Genomic DNA, 19,829 nt, shown 5'->3' with positions numbered 1-19,829 from the left:
CGCCCCACAGGCGCTTCAGTCTCGCTTCTGTTTGAGCTCGCAGAGTGTCTTATAGGCCTGCTCGCGCGCCACGCCAGTCACTTTCGAGACGATGGCGGCGGCCTTCGACAAGGGAAGAGCCTCGGCGATTGCCGCGGCCCACGCGACCGAGCGCTCATCCAGACCTTCGGGCTTTTTCTCAGCCTGATCGACGAGGACAACATACTCGCCGCGCGGCTCGTGCTCCTGCGCCCAAGCCGCCAGCCCTGAAGCTGGAACTGTCGCAAAAGACTCGAATTTCTTCGTAATCTCCCGGGCCACAACGACCCTGCGCTGCGGCTCGAGGCACTCCGCCAGATCCTTCAGCAGATCCGTGATACGGTGAGGCGCCTCGTACAGCACAAAGGCGTCCCCTCTGCGGGCGTAGTGCTGCAAAGCCTCCTTGCGCGCCTTGGCCTGCGGGGGAACGAAACCGACGAAAGTGAAGGTTTTCGCCTGAAGCCCGGAGCCCGAAAGCGCCGTGATCACTGCGCTCGCCCCGGGAATCGGAATGACGCGAAAGCCCGCGTCGAGCACAATACGGGCGACCAGAGCCCCCGGGTCCGAAACCGCAGGAGTCCCCGCATCCGTGACCAACGCGACCCTGCGCCCCTCCCTGAGGCTGTCGATGATGCGCTGCGCCCCCGTCACCTCATTGAACTCGCGCACTGAAATTTCCGGGGTGGTGATGCCGTACTTCATCAGAATTTTCTGGGTCTGGCGAGTGTCCTCGGCCGCGATAAAGTCGGCCAGCGCGAGCACCCAGAGCGCCCGGATCGTGATATCAGCCGAGTTCCCAATAGGCAGCCCCACGATGTAGAGGGCGCCTTCAGGGAAGGCCTGCCCGCCCACTCCGGAGATGTCAAAAAGATCCCTGCCCTTCCATGATTCCAGCGGTTGTGCCATCGAAAATCCCCTCCTTGTGCAGAAAGACTGCCTGCGCTCAGGGCAAGATCTTAAGCCATTTGGATTTTGCCCCTACAATGGTCCCTGTCGTCAATTCCATCTCTTTGTCTTAGATGCTGAACACACTGCTTACGCTAAGAAAAGCCTCTCTGGCCTATGGTGACGTCCCTCTTCTCGACAATGCGGAGCTTTCCATCGCCGAAGGAGAAAGGATCGGGCTGATCGGGCGCAATGGAACGGGGAAAAGCTCCCTGCTTCAAGCCCTGGCCGGGGAAATCAGGCTCGACGACGGAGAAAAGCAGACCAAGGACGGTCTGAGAATCGTCCGGCTGCCCCAGGAACCCGACCTCCCCGCGGCCCCCACGCTCAAGGAAAGCCTGATTCTGCGCGCCCATTTTGATGAGGAAGACTCCCGAGCCTACTGGCAGCAGGTCGCCTCGCTGGATGCCTTCCTGCAAAAGCTTAAGGTGAACCCGGACATCGATCCGGCCAGGGCATCCGGCGGGGAGAGGAAAAAAGCCGCCATCGCCCTTGCCTTCGCTCAGTCCCCGGATCTGCTGCTACTCGACGAGCCGACCAACCACCTCGACATCGACGGCATTCTCATGCTGGAAAACCTCATCAAGGAAACCTGCAGAAATAACAGGGCCCTCGTCGTGATCACCCATGACCGGGCATTCCTCGACGATGTCTCCACGAGGATCGTGGAGCTCGACCGAGGGATCCTGAGATCCTATCCCGGCAATTTCGCGGCTTACGAGCAGCATAAAAGCTACGAGCTCAGCATCGAAGAGACGTCCAACCGGAAGTTCGACAAATTCTGGAGACAGGAAGAGGTCTGGATTCGCCGGGGCATCGAAGCCCGAAGGACGAGAAACGAAGGGCGGGTGAGGCGCCTCGAGCGGCTCCGCAGAGAGCGCGAGGCCCGGCGCGAGCGCATGGGGCGGGTGAGCATGTCGATCGACTCTGGGGAGAAGAGCGGACGGCTGGTGGCCGAGCTGCGGGGGATTTCAAAGTCCTTTGGCGGCAGGCAGATAATCAAAGGACTGAATTTCCGGCTAATGAGGGGGGACCGGCTCGGACTCGTAGGACCGAACGGGGCCGGAAAAAGCACCCTCATCAAGATTCTTCTCGGGCAGCTTCCGCCCGATCAGGGAACGGTCAGGCTGGGAACCAACCTGCATATTGCCTATTTCGACCAGCTGCGCGCCCAGCTTGACCTGAACAAAACTGTGGCCGACACCATCGCTCCCGGCAGCGAATGGGTTGAGATCGGAGGAGTCAGGAAGCACGTCAAAAGCTACCTGGCCGATTTTCTTTTCTCCCCGAGGAGAGCAGACTCCCCCGTGTCCGCCCTGTCAGGCGGGGAGAGGAACCGCCTCCTGCTGGCCCGACTTTTCGCGCTGCCCGCTAACCTGCTAGTACTCGACGAGCCCACAAACGACCTGGACATAGACTCGCTGGAGATTCTGGAGCAGACGCTTGCCGACTTCTCCGGCACCCTGATCCTCGTCTCGCATGACCGCCGCTTCCTCGACAACACTGTCACCCAGGTCCTGGCCGCTGAGAGCGGCGGCGAGTGGCATGAATACGTCGGCGGCTACACCGATTGGTTAAAATACCGTCGGCCGGCTCCTGCAAATCCAGAGCCGGCTGAGAAAAAAGCTCCCGTCCTCCCGGCACGTCCCGCGCGGAAAAAAGCCCTCCGCCTCACCTACAGGGAAGGCAAGGAGCTGGAGTCGCTGCCAGGGGATATAGAAGCCCTAGAGCAGGAACAGGAAAAACTCATAGCAGCCATGGCTGACCCGGGCTATCACCGCAGCCCCGTGGAGCAGATCAAGGCGGACCGCCTCAGGCTCGATGAACTGCCGAAAATCTTGGAACGCAAATATGCGCGCTGGGAAGAGCTTGAGGGCAAAAAGAAGGCGGCAGAGGAAAACTCCTAGCCTCGTCCGGTGCTTTCGGGCGAATTTTTCCTGCTTTTTGAAGGACGAAAAAAGTGAGCAACACGACTGCGGATCGAATTGCGCTGCTGAAAACCGCAAGGGTTTTACCTGACCTGATCAACAACCGGCTTAAAGTCGCACCCGATGACGAGGCACTGCGGCAGTACGACCGCACGGCCGGCAAATGGAACAGCTACAGCTACCGACAGCTCGCCGACCGAATCCTCGGGTGGCGCCGGGCCTACGCAACGCTCGGACTTGCGAGGTACGCCAGGGTCGCCATCCTGCTGCCGAATGGAATTGACGCAGTCTGCGCTGACCAAGGCGCTCTCTCCAACGCCCTCACTCCGGTGCCGCTGCACGCCATCGACACTCCGGGAGCCTGCGCCTTCATCCTGATAGACTCCCAGTCCTCGGTTCTCATCACCAACAAGCTGAGCCGCTGGCAGGCGATAGCCGCCAAGCAGATCCCGATGCCGGACCTCAAGCACGTCGTCTTCACGGAAGAAACGCAGCTGCCCGCCGGGTCCGGCTCCGGCGTGCGCCTGCACACCCTCGAGCAGTGGCTCAAGGACGGGGCCGGCGTTCCCGACTCAGCCCTGGCGGAGTCGCCCGAACCGGAAGATCTCGGCGCCATCGTCTACACATCAGGCACTACGGGAAGGCCCAAGGGGGTCATGCTTACCCACAAAAACTTCCTGACCAACGTGGTTGACACTACCGACTGCCTCACCCCCGTCGCAGGCGATGTGTTCTTGTCCTTCCTGCCCCTTTCCCACACGTTTGAAAGGACCCTGGGATACTATCTGCCCCTCGGCATGGGCTGTACGGTGGTCTACAACCGCTCCATCATGCTGCTGGCCGAGGACTTCAAGGTTGTGAAGCCCACTGTCATCATCTCCGTTCCCCGCATTTACGAACGGACCTACGCGAAAATTCAGGCCGTCCTGGGCAAGAAAGGGCCCTTTGCGCAGAAGCTTTTCGACTGGGCCGTTGAGGTCGGCTGGAGAAAGTTCTGCCGCAAAAACCGCCTGCCGGTTGAGCACAGCCCGCGCGAATTCCTCGATCCGATAGTGAGAAGAACGCTTACAAGGCGCGTTTCCCAAATGCTGCTGGATCAGTTCGGCGGCCGGCTCCGCGTGGCCATCTCCGGCGGGGCTGCCATCAGCCAGAAGGTTGCCAAGGTTTTCTGCGGGCTGGGGATGTCCGTCATTCAGGGCTACGGCATGACGGAGACCTCACCGGTGATCGCCGGCAACAACCTGCAGGACAACCAACCCCGGACCGTGGGCCATCCATACACTTCCGTGCAGGTGCGCCTGGGCGAGGGCGATGAAATACAGGTCAAGGGACCAAGCGTCATGCGGGGATACTGGAACCGGCCCGACGCCACCAAGGACGCCTTCACCGCCGACGGTTGGCTGAAGACCGGAGACGTAGGAACGATCTCGGAGGACGGCCACCTGTACATCAAGGGCCGAATCAAGGAAATCATCGTCACCTCGACGGGCGAGAAGGTTCCTCCCGTCGACCTTGAGTCCGCCATTGAAACCGATCCCCTTTTCTCTCAGACCTTCGTCGTCGGCGAAAACAAGCCCTACATTTCGCTTATCGCCGTCCTGAACCCCGAGGAATGGGAGAAGCTCGCACGCAGCCTGAAGCTCGACCCACGCGATCCTGAAAGCCTCTCCGCGGCGCCGGCGAGGCAGGCCGCCCTGAAGCGCGCCAAGGCAGCAGCCGCAAACTTCCCGCACTACTCTCTTCCCCGCGCCGTCACCCTCAGCCTTGAGCCGTGGACCATCGACAACGGGCTGCTCACCCCCACGCTGAAGCTTAAGCGCGGCCCGCTGAGCACAAAATTTGCGGAAGCGATCAAAAAGATGTATTAAAAATACCTTATTTTCCGATCACACGTCCCGGACACGCCTGTTTTTTCTGATACCCATGCCTATTGACATCGAGCAGCCTCATTCGTTCACTCACGGCCAGCACATCATGCCGGACTGGCAGGTCCATCTGACAGACCGGATCATGCAGTTTTATATCGACAGGGGACTTTCTGTGGACCCGGTGGTGCTCAAGACGCCGCCCGCTCCTCAGGAAGGGCACCGGTACTTGCTTTACATGCACGTGCCTTTCTGCCACACGCTGTGCACCTACTGCACCTTCCACCGATTCCTGTTCAAGGAATACAAGGCTCGGGAATATTTCAAAAACCTCCGGACCGAGATGCAGATGGCCAAGGACCTGGGCTACGATTTTCAGTCCGTGTACGTGGGGGGCGGCACGACCACCATACTGGAAGACGAACTGATCAGGACGCTCGAACTGGCGAGGAAACTGTTCCCGGGCATCAAGGAGGTTTCCTGCGAAACAGACCCCAAGGAAATCGCCAGCCCCAGCTTTAAAAACCTCAAGGGGCTGGTCAACCGCATGTCCATCGGCGTGCAGAGCTTCGACGACAGCATTCTGCGCCTTACTGAACGCGACAAGTTCGGAACAGGTGCTGAAATCTACGACCGAATCGCCGCCTGCCAGGACCTGTTCCCCACCTGCAACGTCGACATGATGTTCGGCTTCCGGGGCCAGTCCCTCGACATGATCGCCCGCGACATGGAGCTTATCCGCCAGCTCAACCCCCGCCAGGTTACAACCTATCCCCTCATGGTCACCAGCCAGACCCGCCGCAGCGTCAAAGGAATCATTGCGGCCAAGGGCCAGGAGCTGTCACAGCAGTACGACACCATTTTGAACACTCTGGGGAAGCATTACCGCCAGCTCACATCATGGACTTTCGGCAGGACCAACGACGAGGGCATCGATGAGTACGTCATTGACCATGACGAATACCTCGGAATCGGCTCCGGGGCATTCTCATTCCTCGGCAATGCCCTTTACGTCAACACATTCAGTCTGAGCAGGTACGCCCAGCGCATCCAGTCCGGTCTGATGGGCACGGAGCGCCGCAGGATCTTCACCAAGCATCAGATCCTCCAGTACAGGCTCATGCTGAGCGTGTTCGCAGGAAGACTGAGCAGAAAATATTTCCGCGAAGTCCATGGCGTCAACCTGGATACCTCGCTTTTTAAGGAAATAACCGGCCTGCGCCTGATCGGCGCGATCAGGCAGGATCCGCAGGATCCTGACCGGCTGATCGTAACCAAGAGAGGCAAATTCCTCGGCCTCGTGATGCTGAAGGCCTTCTATTCGGGAATGGACAATGTCCGCGCACAGCTCAGGGCGCCCCTGAAGGCCTGCGACATGTAGCGGCCCTCAGTCGGCCCGAGGGGTCTTCAGGGTTTTCACATCGATTTCGATGTTGTGTCCGAGCGCATCGGCGACGTATGCGATCTTATCCTGGACTGTCACAGCCAGCCTCATATGCCGCCCGCACAGCCCGGCAAGGGCCGCGAGCTCGTCATCGGAAATCCAGTAGACGCCCAGACGGCCCACTTTTTCAAAATCCGCACGGCCGGACTGCCACCACTGGCTGATCCGGCTCTCTCCATAGGACAGAACGATGACCTTTGAGCTTCTGCCGGCCGCCTTTCTGACAAGCTTCACAGCGGGCACGCCCAACTCGATCCAGCGGCTGGTCCATCCCGTGTCGTCGACGTCCATGAGCGCGGGCTCGCCGTCCCTCGACAGCCCGTCGATGAAGCGCAGCGTCGGGCTCCCCCACAGACTGAAGGCGAGAAGACGCAGCATCAGACGGCTCTCCGTCTCTGAGGGATGCCGGGCCACAGTGAGAGAATGGCTCGCATAATAACTGCGATCCAGATCAGAGATGTCCAGCTCCACTTTATAAATTGTTGAACCTAAAGCCATAACCAGCCACCCGGAGTACAAGTTTTTAAGATTATCACCAACCGGGCCGCCCCAGAAGCTCGTTGCGGTCAGAGCGTACTCGCCCAGCTGATAAAATCCCGGCATCGGGCCGCTTCTGCCTGGCAGGAAAACCGCCTGCCGCCCAGCGGGCCTGCTCCGGCAAGGATCGATCCTGCAAACGTTTCCGAGCATATGCTTTCATTTTCCCAACTGTTGCCTGCCATGCCCGTTCTGAGCGCCGCCGCGGCCTGGGGCCTGCCGGCCGCAGGCCTGGCCGTTTTGCTCGGCGGAGAAACCCTGGCCGTACTCGCCGCCTTTCTGGCGGCCTCGGGCATCCTTCCTCCCGTCCAGACCGCCTGCGTGATCTTTGCCGCCGCGGTTCTCTCGGACCTGTTCTGGTTTTTCGCGGGCAGAAGGCACCCCGGCTGGCCTCTGCCTTGGCCTGGCCGGGTTTCACCCCTGCTGCGCACGCATCGCATCGGGCTTCCCAAGAGGCTGCCGGGGCTGCTTTTCTATCGCGTGCTTCCGCTGCCGAAATCGAGTTTTCCAATACGCGCCGGCTTCGCTAAGCGGCTCTCTGCAGGCCGTTTCGCAGCCCTGTGCCTATTCGGGTGCCTGCTTTGGACGGCCTTTGTCTGTGCGGCGGGCGCGGCTTTCTGCGCGGCTGCGGAATACTGGACCGCGAGCAGGATTTCCGTCTGGAACCGTCTGCCGGGTTTTCTTCTGCTGCTGGCCGTGCTTTTTCCCTGTCTTCGCTATATCCTTTGGCATGAATGGGAAAAATTTTTTTCCGGGGGCTGACTGCATGCGAATTTTACTGGTCGAAGACGATCCAATGATCGGTGAGAGTGTTTCCGACTGGCTGCAGGGCGAGGGCTATGCCGTTGACTGGCTGCAGGATGGCGACTCCGCCCTGCTCGCCCTTAAAACCACGGGTTTTGCCATGGCTATTCTGGATCTGGGCCTGCCAGGGATGGACGGACTTGATCTGCTCAAGGAGATTCGCCGCCTGAAAAACGATCTTCCTGTACTCGTGACGACAGCCCGGGATACGCTGGACGACAAAATAAAGGGGCTGGACTCCGGGGCGGATGACTATCTGATTAAGCCCTTTGACCTCGAGGAGCTGTCCGCAAGGATCCGCGCCCTGTCGCGCAGGGCAAGCGGCCGGGCTGAACCCGTCATAACGCGAGGTAAGCTTCAGATCCGGCCGGCGACGCGCGAGGTCTTCTATGACGGCAGACCGGTTATCCTCTCCGCCAAGGAGTATGCGCTTCTTGAGGCCTTGGCAGAGCGTCCGGGCGTCGTGCAGCCCCGCTCGAAGCTTGAGGAAAACCTGTACAACTGGGACTCCACTGTCGGCTCCAATGCCATAGAAGTCCACATCCACCACCTGAGGAAGAAACTTTCTGAGGATGCCATCAAGACGGTGCGGGGCGTCGGCTATCTGCTCGAAACATAACCTGCCATGGGCTCCATCAGAACACGGCTCCTTTTCACGTTGATTTTTGTCCAGCTGGTCGGAGGATTCATTGCTGGATGGGCGGCTCTGCACTCTGCGGAGGAGGAGTTTGACCGCCTGCTCGACCGAGAGCTGCAGCAGACCGCCAGCGCCATGGCCACAAGGGGAAGTCTTGCCCCCTCGCAAGTCACGCTGGTCGGAAGCAACCCGGAGCACCAGGTCCGCCTGCAGATCTACGACTCAGCCAGCAACAGGCTTTTTCTGTCGGACAAAACAGAACCTTTTCCGATTCTTGAAAAGGAAGGATTCTCCACCCTGAATCTCGCAGGAAGCGACTGGCGCGTCTACACCATGCCGTCGGGCACTGAAATCATCGAGGCAGGCCAGCCCGTGCGGGTCCGCACCAGCCTGGCAGCTATGTCATCGCTGCACATCCTTCAGCCTTTCCTTTTCGCCATCCCCATCTCCGCCATTCTGATCTGGCTCATTGTGGGCCAAGGGCTCGCCCCGCTGGACAGAACCGCCCGCTCCGTAGCCCAGCGATCCCCCTCTTCGCTCACGCCCCTCCCGACCAGCGGTTTGCCCGAGGAGCTTCGTTCCCTGGTGGAAGAGCTCAACCGCCTGCTGAAGCGCCTCTCTGTGAGTCTTGATGCGCAAAAGCGCTTCGCCGCCGATGCCGCCCATGAGCTGCGGACACCGCTCACTGCGATCAAGCTGCAGGCGCAGCTCGCCCGGAAAGCCGATTCGGACGAGAAGCGCATGAAGTACTTTCTGCGGCTTGACGAGGGCATTGCCCGGGCGACCCATTTGATCGAGCAACTGCTCACAATCGCGCGCCTTGACCCAGATTCCGTGCAGCACCCGCAGTCTTCCGTTCGAGTGGATGAAATGCTCGGCGCGATCGCCGGTGAGATGCAGCCCATCGCAAGGCAGAAAAACATCACTGTCTCGTCCTCCTCTCCGAGCCTCACGGTTCTGGGGATGCCCGACGCCCTGCATCTCATGGTGACCAACCTCACCGACAATGCCATCAAGTACACGCCGGAAAACGGGCGGATTGAACTCTCCGCATCTTCGGATACAAACGGCGTGCTGATCCGTGTTTCAGACAATGGCCCGGGAATCCCGGAAAAAGACCGCAGCCGCGTGTTTGAGCGCTTCTACAGGGCTCTTGGCACCCATACGTCCGGCACTGGGCTGGGCCTTGCCATCGTCAGACGCATCGTCGAGATCCATCACGGCAGCATTCGGGTGCTCGACGGGCTGGACGGCCGCGGCACGACCATGGAAATCCGGCTTCCTCTGCCGGGCACCCCCGCTGATGACAAATTTTTGTTACAAAGCCGGGGGGACAGTCACAACTCGAACACAAACTGATAAACGCAGATATATCGTTTTCCATTATCTTTATGCCTATCTGCAGGCGCTGCCCAGAGGGCCTGCGCGCTCATTTTTCGAGGAGATTCACGTTGTTTTCTTCTAAATTCATGAAACCCGCCCTGGTTACGGCAGCCATTGTGGCCGCGTTCGCAGGCGGAGTCTTCACGGCCAATGCAAAAAACGCCGCCTCGCCTTCGACTGCCGCCCCCGGCCCCATCATCAATCAGCAGAAGCTGCCGGATTTTACGGTCCTGGTGGATCACTACGGCAAGGCTGTTGTGAACATTTCCATGGTCAAGAAGGAGCACAAGGAGAAAATCAACGGCCTGTTCAACAACATCCCTGATGACCAAGCAGAAATCTTCAGACGCTTCGGTTTCCCCTTCTTCGGCGGGGGAGAGCGCACCGTCCCTGAGCAGCGGGGCACTGGCTCGGGCTTCATCATCAGCTCTGACGGCCTGATCCTCACCAATGCGCATGTGGTGAGCGATGCCGACGAGATCATCGTCCGGCTGACCGACGACCGGGAGTTCAAGGGCAAGGTCCTCGGCTACGACGAACAGACGGATATTGCTGTCGTGAAAATTGACGCGAAGGGGCTTCCCGTCGTCCGTCTCGGCAACAGCGACAATGTCAAGGTCGGCGAATGGGTGGCGGCCATCGGCAGTCCGTTCGGCCTTACCAACTCTGTCACGGCGGGCATCGTTTCCGCCAAATCCCGCAACATTGAGGAAAACATCGTCCCGTTCATACAGACAGACGTCGCCATCAACCCGGGCAACTCCGGCGGTCCGCTGTTCAACATGAACGGCGAGGTGATCGGCATCAACTCGCAGATTTTCTCGACTTCCGGCGGATCAATGGGCCTTTCCTTCGCGATCCCGATCAATATTGCGAGCCAGGTCAAGGACCAGATCATCAAGAACGGGAAAGTGACCCGCGGCCGCCTCGGGGTCATGGTGCAGCAGCTGTCGCCGGAACTGGCAAAGAGCTTCGGACTTCCTGAGGAAACCAAAGGGGCCGTCATTGCTCAGATTGAGGCCAACGGCCCTGCCGCGAACTCCGGCCTGAAGCCCGGGGACATCATCACTGCCGTCAACGGAGAAAAAATCAAGAGCTTCAGCGACGTGCCGAGGCTGATCTCGTTTACGAAGCCTGGCACCCGCATCGAACTGACTGTTCTGCGCGACAAGAAAGAGATCCGCATTCCTGTCACCATTGGGAGCTCGACGGAAAGCGCGCATGCGGCCAAAGGCTCGGACAGCGATGACTCTCAGGGAGCGGTGAAGCAGGAATCCCAGGGCAGACTCGGCGTTACCGTCCGCCCGCTGACGGCTAAGGAAGCAAAGAGGGCCGGCACCTCCGGTCTTCTGATCGCACAGGCTGAAGGCGCGGCTGCGAAAGCCGGGATTCGTCCGGGGGACATCATCGTGTCCGTAAACGGAACTCCGGTCAAGACCAACGGGGATCTTTCCAAGGCTCTCAAGGGACGCAAGCAGATTGCGCTTCTCATCCAGAGAAACAAGAGCAGGATCTTCGTCCCGGTTGAGCTGCAGGCCCAGTAAGGGAGAAGCCGGCGCGCTCCCGGCGGGAAATCCTTTTCCCGCCGCGGCGCCTTCATTCCCCCTGGCCGGACGGCGAAGGGGAATGCCTCGAGCCCGAACCATCAGCGGCTGCGATGGGGAAACCGTCTAAATTCATCAGCAGCTGGACGACAATCGGCGTCAGGGCCTCAAGGGAAAGGTCCGATCTAGAAATGGACAAAAAGCAAAGGCCGTTGAAAATGGCGTTTCCAACGGCAAGCCTGTAAACCAGATCCTTGGGCGGCTTGCGGTTCAGGGCCTGGTAGCGCTCTAGCACCTGCTGCGTCAGATAGTTGGCGGCTTCCTGCTCTGCGCTCCTGATAATCCGGGCGATCTTTTCATTGCGCAGGCTCTCGGCGGCTATTTCAAACAGCAGAGCCTTGTCGCCGCTGTTGATTCTTTTATCAAGCTCCCTGTAGACGATTTTGTAGAGCCTTTCCTTCTGGATCTCAGGGTCTTTCTCTACAACTATCAGGGTCTCGCTGATGTACTGCTTCAGCCATCGGGCCACCAAGGCCCCGATGATATCTTCCTTGCTGTTGAAGTAGTTGTAAATGTGCCCGGCGCTCATTCCAAAGGCCTTGGCAATGTAGCTCATGCTGGCCGCGTGGAATCCTTTTTCGCGGAAACAGAGAAGGGCGGCATCCAGAATTTCCCCCCTTCTCTGCGCCGCTTTGGAGCCTCTGCGTTTGACTCCTTCCTTCATGATGCCTTGTTGTCCCCACGGACCGGAACCTCTATCTCCTGCCCTCCGCCCAGCACCTTGTAGAGCGTCACCAGGCTGGCCGCCCGGGACAGCTGTGTCTGAATCTGAGTCTGCTGAGCAGCCACCATCGTCCTCTGGGCGTCCAGAACCGAAAGGAAATCGTCGACGCCACGCTTGTATCTGGTCATGGCAAGGTCGTAGGCCGTTTCTGAGGCTTTGACGAGCTCATCCTGAGCCTCCAGCCGCTTGGTCACCGTGCTTTCCGTAGACAGGGCGTCATTTACTTCCCGGAAGGCTGACTGAATCGCCTTTTCATAGGCCGCCACCATTTCCTTCTGGTAAACCTTCGCAGCCTCAAGATTGGCCACGTTAGCCCCGCCCTGGAAAATCGGCAGGGAAACCGTCGGCGCAAAAGACCATGTGCCCCGGCCGCCGCTGAAGAGATCGGAAAGGTCCGTAGAGGCAGTTCCTATGGATCCCGTCAGAGCGACTCTCGGGAAGAAGGCGGCCCGCGCCACCCCGATGCTCGCATTGGCTGAACGGAGGTTGCGCTCGGCCTCAGCTATGTCGGGCCTGCGCAGCAACACCTCGGAGGGCAGCCCCGCCGGAAGCGAAGCAGGAAGCGTAGCCTTCAGGGAAATCTGCCGCGGCAGAAGCTCCTGAGGCACCTCCGCTCCCACAAGCAGGCGCAGCGCGTTTTCGTCCTGGGTCAGGCTGTTCTGAGCAACCTGTACCGAGGCCTTGGCAGACGCCACCGTCTGCTGGGACTGGGACAGTTCAAGCTTGTTGGCCGTTCCGGACTGATAGCTCTTTTCCATCAAGGCGTAAGTCTGCTGCTGACTGCGAAGCGTTGTATTGGCCAGATCAAGCGCGGCATGATCCGCCCCAATCGACAGCCACATCGTGGCCACTTCCGCGATGAGGGTGTTCTGGGCACTCCGATGCGCGTCCTCACCTGCCAGATAAGCCTGCAGCGCCTGTTCATTCAAATTGCGTATGCGTCCGAAAAAGTCGATCTCGTAAGAGGACATCGCGAGATCCGCAGCATAGACATGGGAAATCCGCGAGGCTCCGGGAGTGAGCGTATCCACGGAGGACCTGGCGTGACTGCCTGAAGCCGTCGCGGACACGGACGGAAATAGATCCGCCCGCGACACGCGATAGAGCGCCCGCAGCCTCTCGACCTCGAGCATGGCCCTGCGCAGGTCCCTGTTGTTGTCCAGGGCCATGCGTATGACCTTCTTCAGCCTTTCGTCCAGGAAAAACTGCTCCCAAACCACGAGCTCTGCCTGCTTGACACCGGCCGCCGCAGAATCCACGGCCCAGCGCCCAGTGGTCTCAGCCGGCGCAGCGGGCTGTTTATAAGCCGGCGCCAGGTTGACGCACCCTGAAAGCAGCAATGCCGAGGACACTGCGCCAAGGCCCAAAAAGGCACGGCGGGAGACGTATACAGTTTTCTTTTTCATTTTCAACATCCCACTCAGACCGCAGCGCCCTTATCGTCGGGCAGCTGGCGGCGCTTAGTCCTGAAGATGCGGTTCACCTGCACATAGAACATGGGCACCAGGCACACGCACAGGATAGTGCCCGTAATGATGCCGCCAAAAACGGCCATGCCGATCGCGTTCTGCGCGCCGGCTCCAGCTCCATGCGCCAGGACCAGCGGAACAACGCCCAGCCCGAAGGCAAGCGAAGTCATGACGATCGGGCGGAAGCGGAGTTTTACCGCATCAAGGGAAGCGGTAATCAGATCTTCCCCGGCGTCATAGAGCATCTTCGCAAACTCGACAATCAGAATAGCGTTTTTGGAAACGAGACCGATCGTCGTGAGCATGCCGACCTGGAAGTACACGTCGTTGTGGCCTCCCAGCAGCCCCGTCATCGCCAGTGCGCCCAGCACGCCTGTCGGCACGACCAGCAGGATGGAGATCGGAATCGTCCAGGACTCGTACAGAGCCGCCAGGCAGAGGAACACCACCAGCAGGGACAGCGCGTACAGGGGCGCCGCAGCCTGGCTGGCCATGCGTTCCTGATAAGACACGCCGTTCCATTCGATGGAATACCCGGCGGGCAGCTTCTTGGCGATCTCCTCCACGGCGTCCATAGCCGTACCGGAGGAGACTCCCGGAGCCGCATTGCCCTGGATGTTGACAGCAGCGTTGGCGTTAAACCTCTCCAATCTCGGGGAACCGAATGACCAGCTGCCGGTGGAGAAACCGGAGAAGGGCACGAGTTCGCCGGAAGAGTTGCGGACATACCACTGCTTCAGGTCATCCGGAGTCATGCGGAAATGGGGATCGGCCTGAACGTAAACGCGCTTCACGCGCTCGCGGTCAATAAACAGGTTGACGTACGTTCCACCCCAGATCGTGCTGAGGTCCGAGTTGGCGTTGCTCAGCGTGATGCCGTAGGACTGGAGTTTTTCACGATCCATCTCCAGCTTGTACTGCGGCGTGTCCTCCATGCCATTCGGACGAACCAGGCTCAGGCGCGGATCCTTATTCGCCATCGCGAGGAACTGGTTGCGAACCTGCATCAGCTTTTCATGTCCCTGACCCGACCGGTCTTCGATATACATATCGAACCCGTCCGCAATGCCCAGCTCTGGAATGGCGGGCGGCGGGAAAAACACAATGCGGGCGTCTTTGTACTTGGACATGGCGATATTGGCCCGCAGAGCGATGGACTGGGGATCAGACCCTTTGCCCGTTCTCTCGGACCAGTCCTTGAGCTTCACGAAGCCCAGTCCCATGTTCTGGCCGCCGCCGGCCAGAGAGAAGCCGGCCACATCGAAAATCGAATCCGTATACTGCTTTTCTTTGGAGAAGAAGTAGTTGCGGATCTGCTTTTCAGCTTCCTGTACGCGCTCCTGAGCGCTTCCCGCAGGCGTCTGGACGGTAAACATCATCGTCCCCTGGTCCTCTTCCGGAACAAAAGAGCCGGGCAACTTCATAAAGCCGACCACAACCCCAATCCAGATCAGGGCGTAGACGCCGAGAGTCATCCAAAGATGATTGTGCGTCCACAGAACAAGGCGCCGGCAGTCGTTGGACACCTTTTCAAAGCCGCGGTTAAAGGCCCCGAAGAACCCTTTCTTCCCAAAATGGTGGGTGTCCGAGACCGGCTTCAGAATTGACGCGCAGAGAGCCGGCGACAGAGACAAGGCCACAGTAACCGACAGGAGCATGGCCGTCACGATGGTGATAGAGAACTGCCGGTAAATCACGCCGGTGGAGCCACCGAAGAAAGCCATCGGGATGAACACGGCGGACAGAACCAGCGCCACGCCAACCAGAGCCCCCGTGATCTGGGACATCGACTTGATGGTGGCGGTGCGGGCGTCTGTTCCGTCTTCTCGCATCACTCGCTCCACATTCTCGACCACGACGATGGCGTCATCGACCAGCAGGCCGATCGCCAGCACCAAACCGAACATGGTCAGCATGTTGAGCGTGAATCCCGTTAACTTGAGAACCGCAAACGTGCCCAGCAGCACCACCGGCACGGCAACTGCCGGGATCAACGTCGCCCTCCAGTTCTGAAGGAAGAGATACATCACGACCACGACCAGGATGATGGCCTCGATCAAGGTCTTCACCACTTCCTTCATGGCCGCCTTCACAAAGGGCGTTGTCTCATAGGGATACACCACCTTCATGCCGGCCGGGAAGTAGGGCTGCAGCTCCGCCACCTTCTTTTTCACCAGATCCGCCGTTTCGATGGCGTTGGCGCCCGCAGACAGATAAATGGCAATACCCGAAGACGGGATGCCGTTGTAGGTGCCCTGCACGTCGTAAGACTGCCGCCCCAGCTCGATGTTTGCCACATCCGCCAGGCGCACGGTCGCGCCGGATTCCGTCGTTTTGACAATCAGCTTTTTAAAGTCATCCACCGATTTAAGCAGAGACTGCGCTGTAATTGTCGCGTTAAGCTCCACAGGCTGATCGCTCGGGTGAGGCAACCCTCCCAGCTGACCGGCCGTGACCTGAGCGTTCTGAGCTGCAATGGCAGAGGTGATGTCAGAGGCTGTCAGGTTATAAGCGTAGAGCTTGTGGGGATCCAGCCAGACGCGCATAGCGTAGGAAGCGCCGAAAACCGTCGTCTGTCCGACGCCGGTAATTCGGGACAGCGGATCCTGCACCGTGTTGACCAGAAAGTCGCCCAGATCGGCCACCGAAAGACTTCCGTCATCGGTCGTAAAGGACACGACCATCAGGAAGCTCGCCGTTGACTTCTGAACCTGAATGCCCAGCCTGGTCACATCCTCTGGCAGCATGGCTTCAGCCATTGAGAGCTTGTTGTTCACCTGAACCTGAGCGATATCCGCATTGGTTCCCGGCGCAAATGTCAGGGTCATCTGCATGCTGCCGGTTCCGTTAGACTCATTGCTCATGTAGATCAGGCCGTCGAGGCCGACCATCTGCTGCTCGATCACCTGGGTGACCGTATTCTGCAGCGTCTCAGCAGAAGCGCCCGGGTAGTTGGCAACCACAGTCACCTGCGGGGGCGCAATCTGCGGATACTGCGACACAGGCATGGTAAAGATGGACAGCGTCCCCATCAGCATGAGGACTAGCGCGATCACCCAGGCAAAAATTGGGCGGTCAATAAAAAATCTTGACATGGCGTCTCCCCCGAGGACTTACTTGGCCGCCGTGCTGGAGGCCGCAGAGGATGCCGCAGGCGAAGCCTCAGACGGCTTCTGAGCTGCGGCCTGTGCGCTGTCCTTGTCCACAGCCGTGACAGAGGCCCCGGCGCGGACTTTATCCAGACCGGCATAAACCACTTTCTCGCCCACCTTGAGCCCCGACTCTACAACCCAGTCGGTTCCTCCGACGAGCGCCCCAGTCTTGATGCTTCTCTGCTCGATTTTATTGTCCGGTGTGACGACAAAAACGTACGGGTCACCACGCATGTCCCTCATGACGGAGCGGGCGCTCACTGTAATGGCGGAGGGCATGTTTCCCGCAGGCAGCGAGGCACGGACAAACATGCCCGGCAGCAGCTCGCCCTTGGGATTGCTGACGACCGCTCTCAGGGTCACCGTTCCGGAATCTTCACCGACTGACACGCCCCTAAAGGTGAGACGGCCCATGATCGGGTAGACCGTTCCGTCTTCCAAAATGATTTTGACGGGAGTGGTTCCGTCAGCGTTGGACTTCAGCTTGCCCGAGGCAATGTCCCTGCGCAGCTGCAGAAGCTGCTTGTTGGTCTGCTGGACATCGACGTAAATCGGATCGAGCTGATGAATAACCGTCATGCGCTGCGACTGGTAGGCTGTCATCAGCGCGCCGGGCGTCACCTCGGAAATTGAGACTCTTCCGCTGATTGGGGCGAGCACCGAGGTATAACGAACATTAATCTGGGCATTGGTCACGGCGGCGCGTGCGGACTTCACAGAGGCCTCCGCCGTCTGCACTCTGGCCTGGGCGGTGTCATCAGACTGCTTGGAAACGGCATTGACCTTCACCAGGGCAGAAGAACGTGCGGCATCGGCTTTAGCCAGAGCCAGTTCCGCTTCGGCCTGGGCCAGAGAGGCCTTTGCGCTCGCTTCATTTGCGCGGTAAGTAGATGCATCAATCTGGTAAAGGGGCTGCCCCGCCTTCACCATTTGACCTTCAGTAAACAGACGCTTCTGAAGAACGCCGCTCACTTGAGGACGAACCTCCGCCACGCGATAAGCAACGGTGCGCCCCGAGATCTCCTCATCGACCTGGATGGGCCTGGCCGACACCGTGACCACAGTCACCTCCACAGGAGGTGTCTTCGTCTGGGTGGCGGCCTGCTGCTTCCCGCATCCTGCCGCCAGAACCGCAACGGCAATCACGGACAAAGTGAGTGCTGTACGACGGGAGACTTGTCGAACGCTCATTATATAAATCTCCGAATTTCAATAGCTTAGCTACAATTATTTTGATTAATGTCAGAAAATTTTCACGGAAAAGCCCGCAGAAGCTTCTGTTACAAAACTGAACGAATGTTCATTTATACCACAGAACCTTGCGTGCCGCCCCCTCTTCCTGCCTGCCTTTATGTTTATTTACGTTTGGACGGCACGAGCTTTCCTTGCTTCTGCCTCGGACGAAAACGCCTCGCTCGGGAGAAAGCGATGAAGCCCTCCGCGTAAAAAACAGGAGAAGCTGAAATACGGACTCACCGTTATTCGACGGTCACTGATTTAGCAAGGTTTCTCGGCTTGTCCACATCCGTGCCGCGAATGAGGGCGGTGTGGTAAGCGAGCAACTGCAGGGCCACCACGTGAAGGATAGGGGACAGGTCGCCGTAATGTTCCGGCAGCCTAAGCACATGCACTTTCTCCCCGCCCACGATGGCTGAGTCCCCATCGGCAAAGACGTAAAGCTCACCGCCGCGGGCACTCACCTCCGCCATGTTTCCCTTCAGCTTTTCCAAAAGGCTGTCATTGGGGGCCACGACCACAACCGGCATGGATGAATCCACCAGCGCGAGCGGGCCGTGCTTGAGTTCCCCGGCAGGATAAGCCTCCGCATGGATGTAGCTGATTTCCTTGAGCTTCAGAGCTCCTTCCAGAGCAATGGGATAGTGCATCCCGCGGCCGAGAAAAAGTGCGTCCTGCTTGGTGGCGAAAATATCCGCCGTCGCCATGATCTGGGGCTCCAAGGCGAGAACTGCCTGAAGTGCGCTGGGAATGTGCCTGAGGGCCTTCATCCTCTGCTCTTCCTCCGCCAGAGAAAGCCGGCCGTGGAGCTTGGCCAGCACCAGGGTGAGCAGATACAGAGCAGCCAGCTGAGTCGTGAAGGCCTTCGTGGAGGCCACGCCGATTTCAACCCCGGCCCTTGTAATGTAGTGGAGTTCGCAGTTATGGACGAGCGCGGAAGTGGCCACATTGCAGATTGCAAGGGTATGCTTCATCCCCAGCGACTGGGCGTGGGCAAGCGCCGACAGGGTGTCCGAGGTCTCGCCGGACTGGGAAACGCAGACAACCAGCGAATCTTCATGCGGAATAGAGATCCGATAGCGGTACTCGCTTGCGATCTCAACCTCGCACGGGATGCCCGCAATCGCCTCAATCCAGTATTTGGCCGTCAGGCCCGCATAGTAGCTGGTTCCGCAGGCCAGTATCAGAATCCTCCGTATCCGGCGGAACACTCCCTCCGCCTCTGGGCCGAAGATGCTGGGGACTATGCCTGCCACCCCTTCCAGAGTGTCGGCTATCGCGCGCGGCTGCTCGAAAATCTCCTTCTGCATGTAGTGGCGGTAGGGCCCCAGCGCAACATTGTTGTCGTGGGCCGTCACGACCTTGATGCGGCGCGAGACCGGCTCGGGCTTTCCGTCTCCGGCCGCCCTGAATATTTCCGCGGACTCCGGAGTGATGCGGGCAATATCGCCCTCCTCAAGAAACACAAAGCGCTCCGTGACGCCGCTCAGGGCCATCACGTCCGAAGCAAGGAAATTTTCCTTCTCCCCGAGCCCCATCACAAGAGGCGAGCCGCGGCGGGCTCCGACAACGACATGAGGCTCCTTCGTGCAGCAGACCGCTATGCCGAAACTGCCGCGAAGGCGCGACACTGCCCGAGAAACCGCACTGAGAAGGTCCCCCTCATAGTAGAAATGAATGAGATGGGCTATGACTTCGGTATCCGTCTGGCTTGCAAACTGATAGCCGCGCGATTCCAGCTCGCGCTTCAGCTCGGAGTAGTTTTCAATGATCCCGTTGTGGACGACCGCTATCATGCCGTTTGAAACAATAGGATGGGCGTTGCGAACCTCCGGGGCCCCGTGCGTCGCCCAGCGCGTGTGGGCGATGCCCGTCCTCCCTGCAAGCCCTTCCTCCTGCACCTGCCTGGTGAGGTCGGCCACGCGCCGAACCGTGCGTGCGCGCTCCAGCTCCTGACCGGGGCCAATGAGAGCGATTCCGCAGGAATCATAGCCTCTGTATTCCAGTCTCCTTAGACCTTCCAGAAGAATCGGGGTGACGTCCCGGCAGCTGGCTGCCGCCATAATTCCGCACATATTCGTTC

At 59.3% G+C, this 19,829-nt stretch carries 14 protein-coding genes; 7 read left to right on the top strand and 7 right to left on the bottom strand.

Annotation, left to right across the window (positions count from 1 at the left end; translation table 11 throughout):
- Positions 1–15: 15 nt before the first annotated feature.
- Complete coding sequence (gene rsmI, locus MAF45_RS01795) at positions 16–924, bottom strand: 16S rRNA (cytidine(1402)-2'-O)-methyltransferase (RefSeq protein WP_237977845.1); 909 nt, start codon at positions 922–924, stop codon at positions 16–18.
- 113 nt (positions 925–1,037) lie between these two features.
- Here rsmI and MAF45_RS01790 point away from each other — a divergent pair, with 113 nt between their 5' ends.
- From MAF45_RS01790 to MAF45_RS01780, 3 genes are read left to right on the top strand one after another with little or no spacing between them, the layout of a single operon-like run.
- Entirely contained in the window at positions 1,038–2,870 is a 1,833-nt protein-coding gene (locus tag MAF45_RS01790; protein WP_237977844.1) for an ATP-binding cassette domain-containing protein, read from the top strand.
- Positions 2,871–2,923: 53 nt separating this feature from the next.
- On the top strand, positions 2,924–4,759 hold the full coding sequence (locus tag MAF45_RS01785; protein ID WP_237977843.1) for an AMP-dependent synthetase/ligase: 1,836 nt from the start codon (positions 2,924–2,926) through the stop codon (positions 4,757–4,759).
- Between the two features lie 55 nt (positions 4,760–4,814).
- The gene (locus MAF45_RS01780; RefSeq protein ID WP_237977842.1) at positions 4,815–6,137 is read left to right on the top strand and encodes a coproporphyrinogen III oxidase family protein; all 1,323 of its coding nucleotides are present in this window, start codon (positions 4,815–4,817) and stop codon (positions 6,135–6,137) included.
- Positions 6,138–6,143: 6 nt separating this feature from the next.
- Here MAF45_RS01780 and MAF45_RS01775 read toward each other — a convergent pair whose 3' ends face one another.
- A complete protein-coding gene (locus MAF45_RS01775) occupies positions 6,144–6,698 on the bottom strand; it encodes a YaeQ family protein (protein ID WP_237977841.1) in 555 nt (184 codons plus the stop codon).
- A 222-nt stretch (positions 6,699–6,920) separates the two neighbouring features.
- Between MAF45_RS01775 and MAF45_RS01770 the strand changes: the two genes are divergently transcribed.
- The 4 genes from MAF45_RS01770 to MAF45_RS01755 all read left to right on the top strand — a co-directional run bounded on the left by MAF45_RS01770 (position 6,921) and on the right by MAF45_RS01755 (position 11,105).
- Complete coding sequence (locus tag MAF45_RS01770; RefSeq protein WP_237977840.1) at positions 6,921–7,499, top strand: hypothetical protein; 579 nt, start codon at positions 6,921–6,923, stop codon at positions 7,497–7,499.
- A gap of 4 nt (positions 7,500–7,503) precedes the next feature.
- Positions 7,504–8,160, top strand: coding sequence for a response regulator (locus MAF45_RS01765; RefSeq protein WP_237977839.1), 657 nt, complete (start codon positions 7,504–7,506; stop codon positions 8,158–8,160).
- A gap of 6 nt (positions 8,161–8,166) precedes the next feature.
- A complete protein-coding gene (locus MAF45_RS01760) occupies positions 8,167–9,537 on the top strand; it encodes an ATP-binding protein (RefSeq protein ID WP_237977838.1) in 1,371 nt (456 codons plus the stop codon).
- 92 nt (positions 9,538–9,629) lie between these two features.
- Positions 9,630–11,105 (top strand): Do family serine endopeptidase, encoded by a 1,476-nt coding sequence (locus tag MAF45_RS01755; RefSeq protein ID WP_237977837.1) that lies wholly within the window; start codon positions 9,630–9,632, stop codon positions 11,103–11,105.
- A 52-nt stretch (positions 11,106–11,157) separates the two neighbouring features.
- On the opposite strand, the gene MAF45_RS01750 is transcribed toward MAF45_RS01755, so the two are convergent.
- The 5 genes from MAF45_RS01750 to glmS all read right to left on the bottom strand — a co-directional run bounded on the left by MAF45_RS01750 (position 11,158) and on the right by glmS (position 19,821).
- Positions 11,158–11,829, bottom strand: coding sequence for a TetR/AcrR family transcriptional regulator (locus MAF45_RS01750; protein ID WP_283206966.1), 672 nt, complete (start codon positions 11,827–11,829; stop codon positions 11,158–11,160).
- Entirely contained in the window at positions 11,826–13,295 is a 1,470-nt protein-coding gene (locus MAF45_RS01745; protein WP_237977835.1) for an efflux transporter outer membrane subunit, read from the bottom strand. Before MAF45_RS01745 ends, MAF45_RS01750 begins: the two co-directional genes overlap by 4 nt.
- A gap of 14 nt (positions 13,296–13,309) precedes the next feature.
- Positions 13,310–16,453, bottom strand: coding sequence for an efflux RND transporter permease subunit (locus MAF45_RS01740; protein ID WP_237977834.1), 3,144 nt, complete (start codon positions 16,451–16,453; stop codon positions 13,310–13,312).
- A gap of 18 nt (positions 16,454–16,471) precedes the next feature.
- Positions 16,472–17,701, bottom strand: coding sequence for an efflux RND transporter periplasmic adaptor subunit (locus tag MAF45_RS01735; protein WP_237977833.1), 1,230 nt, complete (start codon positions 17,699–17,701; stop codon positions 16,472–16,474).
- Between the two features lie 287 nt (positions 17,702–17,988).
- The gene (gene glmS / locus MAF45_RS01730) at positions 17,989–19,821 is read right to left on the bottom strand and encodes a glutamine--fructose-6-phosphate transaminase (isomerizing) (protein WP_237977832.1); all 1,833 of its coding nucleotides are present in this window, start codon (positions 19,819–19,821) and stop codon (positions 17,989–17,991) included.
- Positions 19,822–19,829: the final 8 nt, after the last annotated feature.

It is taken from the genome of Mesosutterella porci (genome assembly GCF_022134585.1).
GTDB lineage: Bacteria > Pseudomonadota > Gammaproteobacteria > Burkholderiales > Burkholderiaceae_F > Mesosutterella > Mesosutterella porci.
Note: the sequence above shows the minus strand (reverse complement) of the source record. Positions and strands in the feature narration are given on the sequence as shown.

Coding starts and splice junctions, on each gene's coding strand:
- MAF45_RS01735 (WP_237977833.1), bottom strand. CDS start 17,701: ATGAGCGTTCGACAAGTCTCCCGTCGTACAGCACTCACTTTGTCCGTG.
- MAF45_RS01760 (WP_237977838.1), top strand. CDS start 8,167: ATGGGCTCCATCAGAACACGGCTCCTTTTCACGTTGATTTTTGTCCAG.
- glmS (WP_237977832.1), bottom strand. CDS start 19,821: ATGTGCGGAATTATGGCGGCAGCCAGCTGCCGGGACGTCACCCCGATT.
- MAF45_RS01775 (WP_237977841.1), bottom strand. CDS start 6,698: ATGGCTTTAGGTTCAACAATTTATAAAGTGGAGCTGGACATCTCTGAT.
- MAF45_RS01745 (WP_237977835.1), bottom strand. CDS start 13,295: ATGAAAAAGAAAACTGTATACGTCTCCCGCCGTGCCTTTTTGGGCCTT.
- MAF45_RS01750 (WP_283206966.1), bottom strand. CDS start 11,829: ATGAAGGAAGGAGTCAAACGCAGAGGCTCCAAAGCGGCGCAGAGAAGG.
- MAF45_RS01780 (WP_237977842.1), top strand. CDS start 4,815: ATGCCTATTGACATCGAGCAGCCTCATTCGTTCACTCACGGCCAGCAC.
- MAF45_RS01740 (WP_237977834.1), bottom strand. CDS start 16,453: ATGTCAAGATTTTTTATTGACCGCCCAATTTTTGCCTGGGTGATCGCG.
- MAF45_RS01790 (WP_237977844.1), top strand. CDS start 1,038: ATGCTGAACACACTGCTTACGCTAAGAAAAGCCTCTCTGGCCTATGGT.
- rsmI (WP_237977845.1), bottom strand. CDS start 924: ATGGCACAACCGCTGGAATCATGGAAGGGCAGGGATCTTTTTGACATC.
- MAF45_RS01765 (WP_237977839.1), top strand. CDS start 7,504: ATGCGAATTTTACTGGTCGAAGACGATCCAATGATCGGTGAGAGTGTT.
- MAF45_RS01770 (WP_237977840.1), top strand. CDS start 6,921: ATGCCCGTTCTGAGCGCCGCCGCGGCCTGGGGCCTGCCGGCCGCAGGC.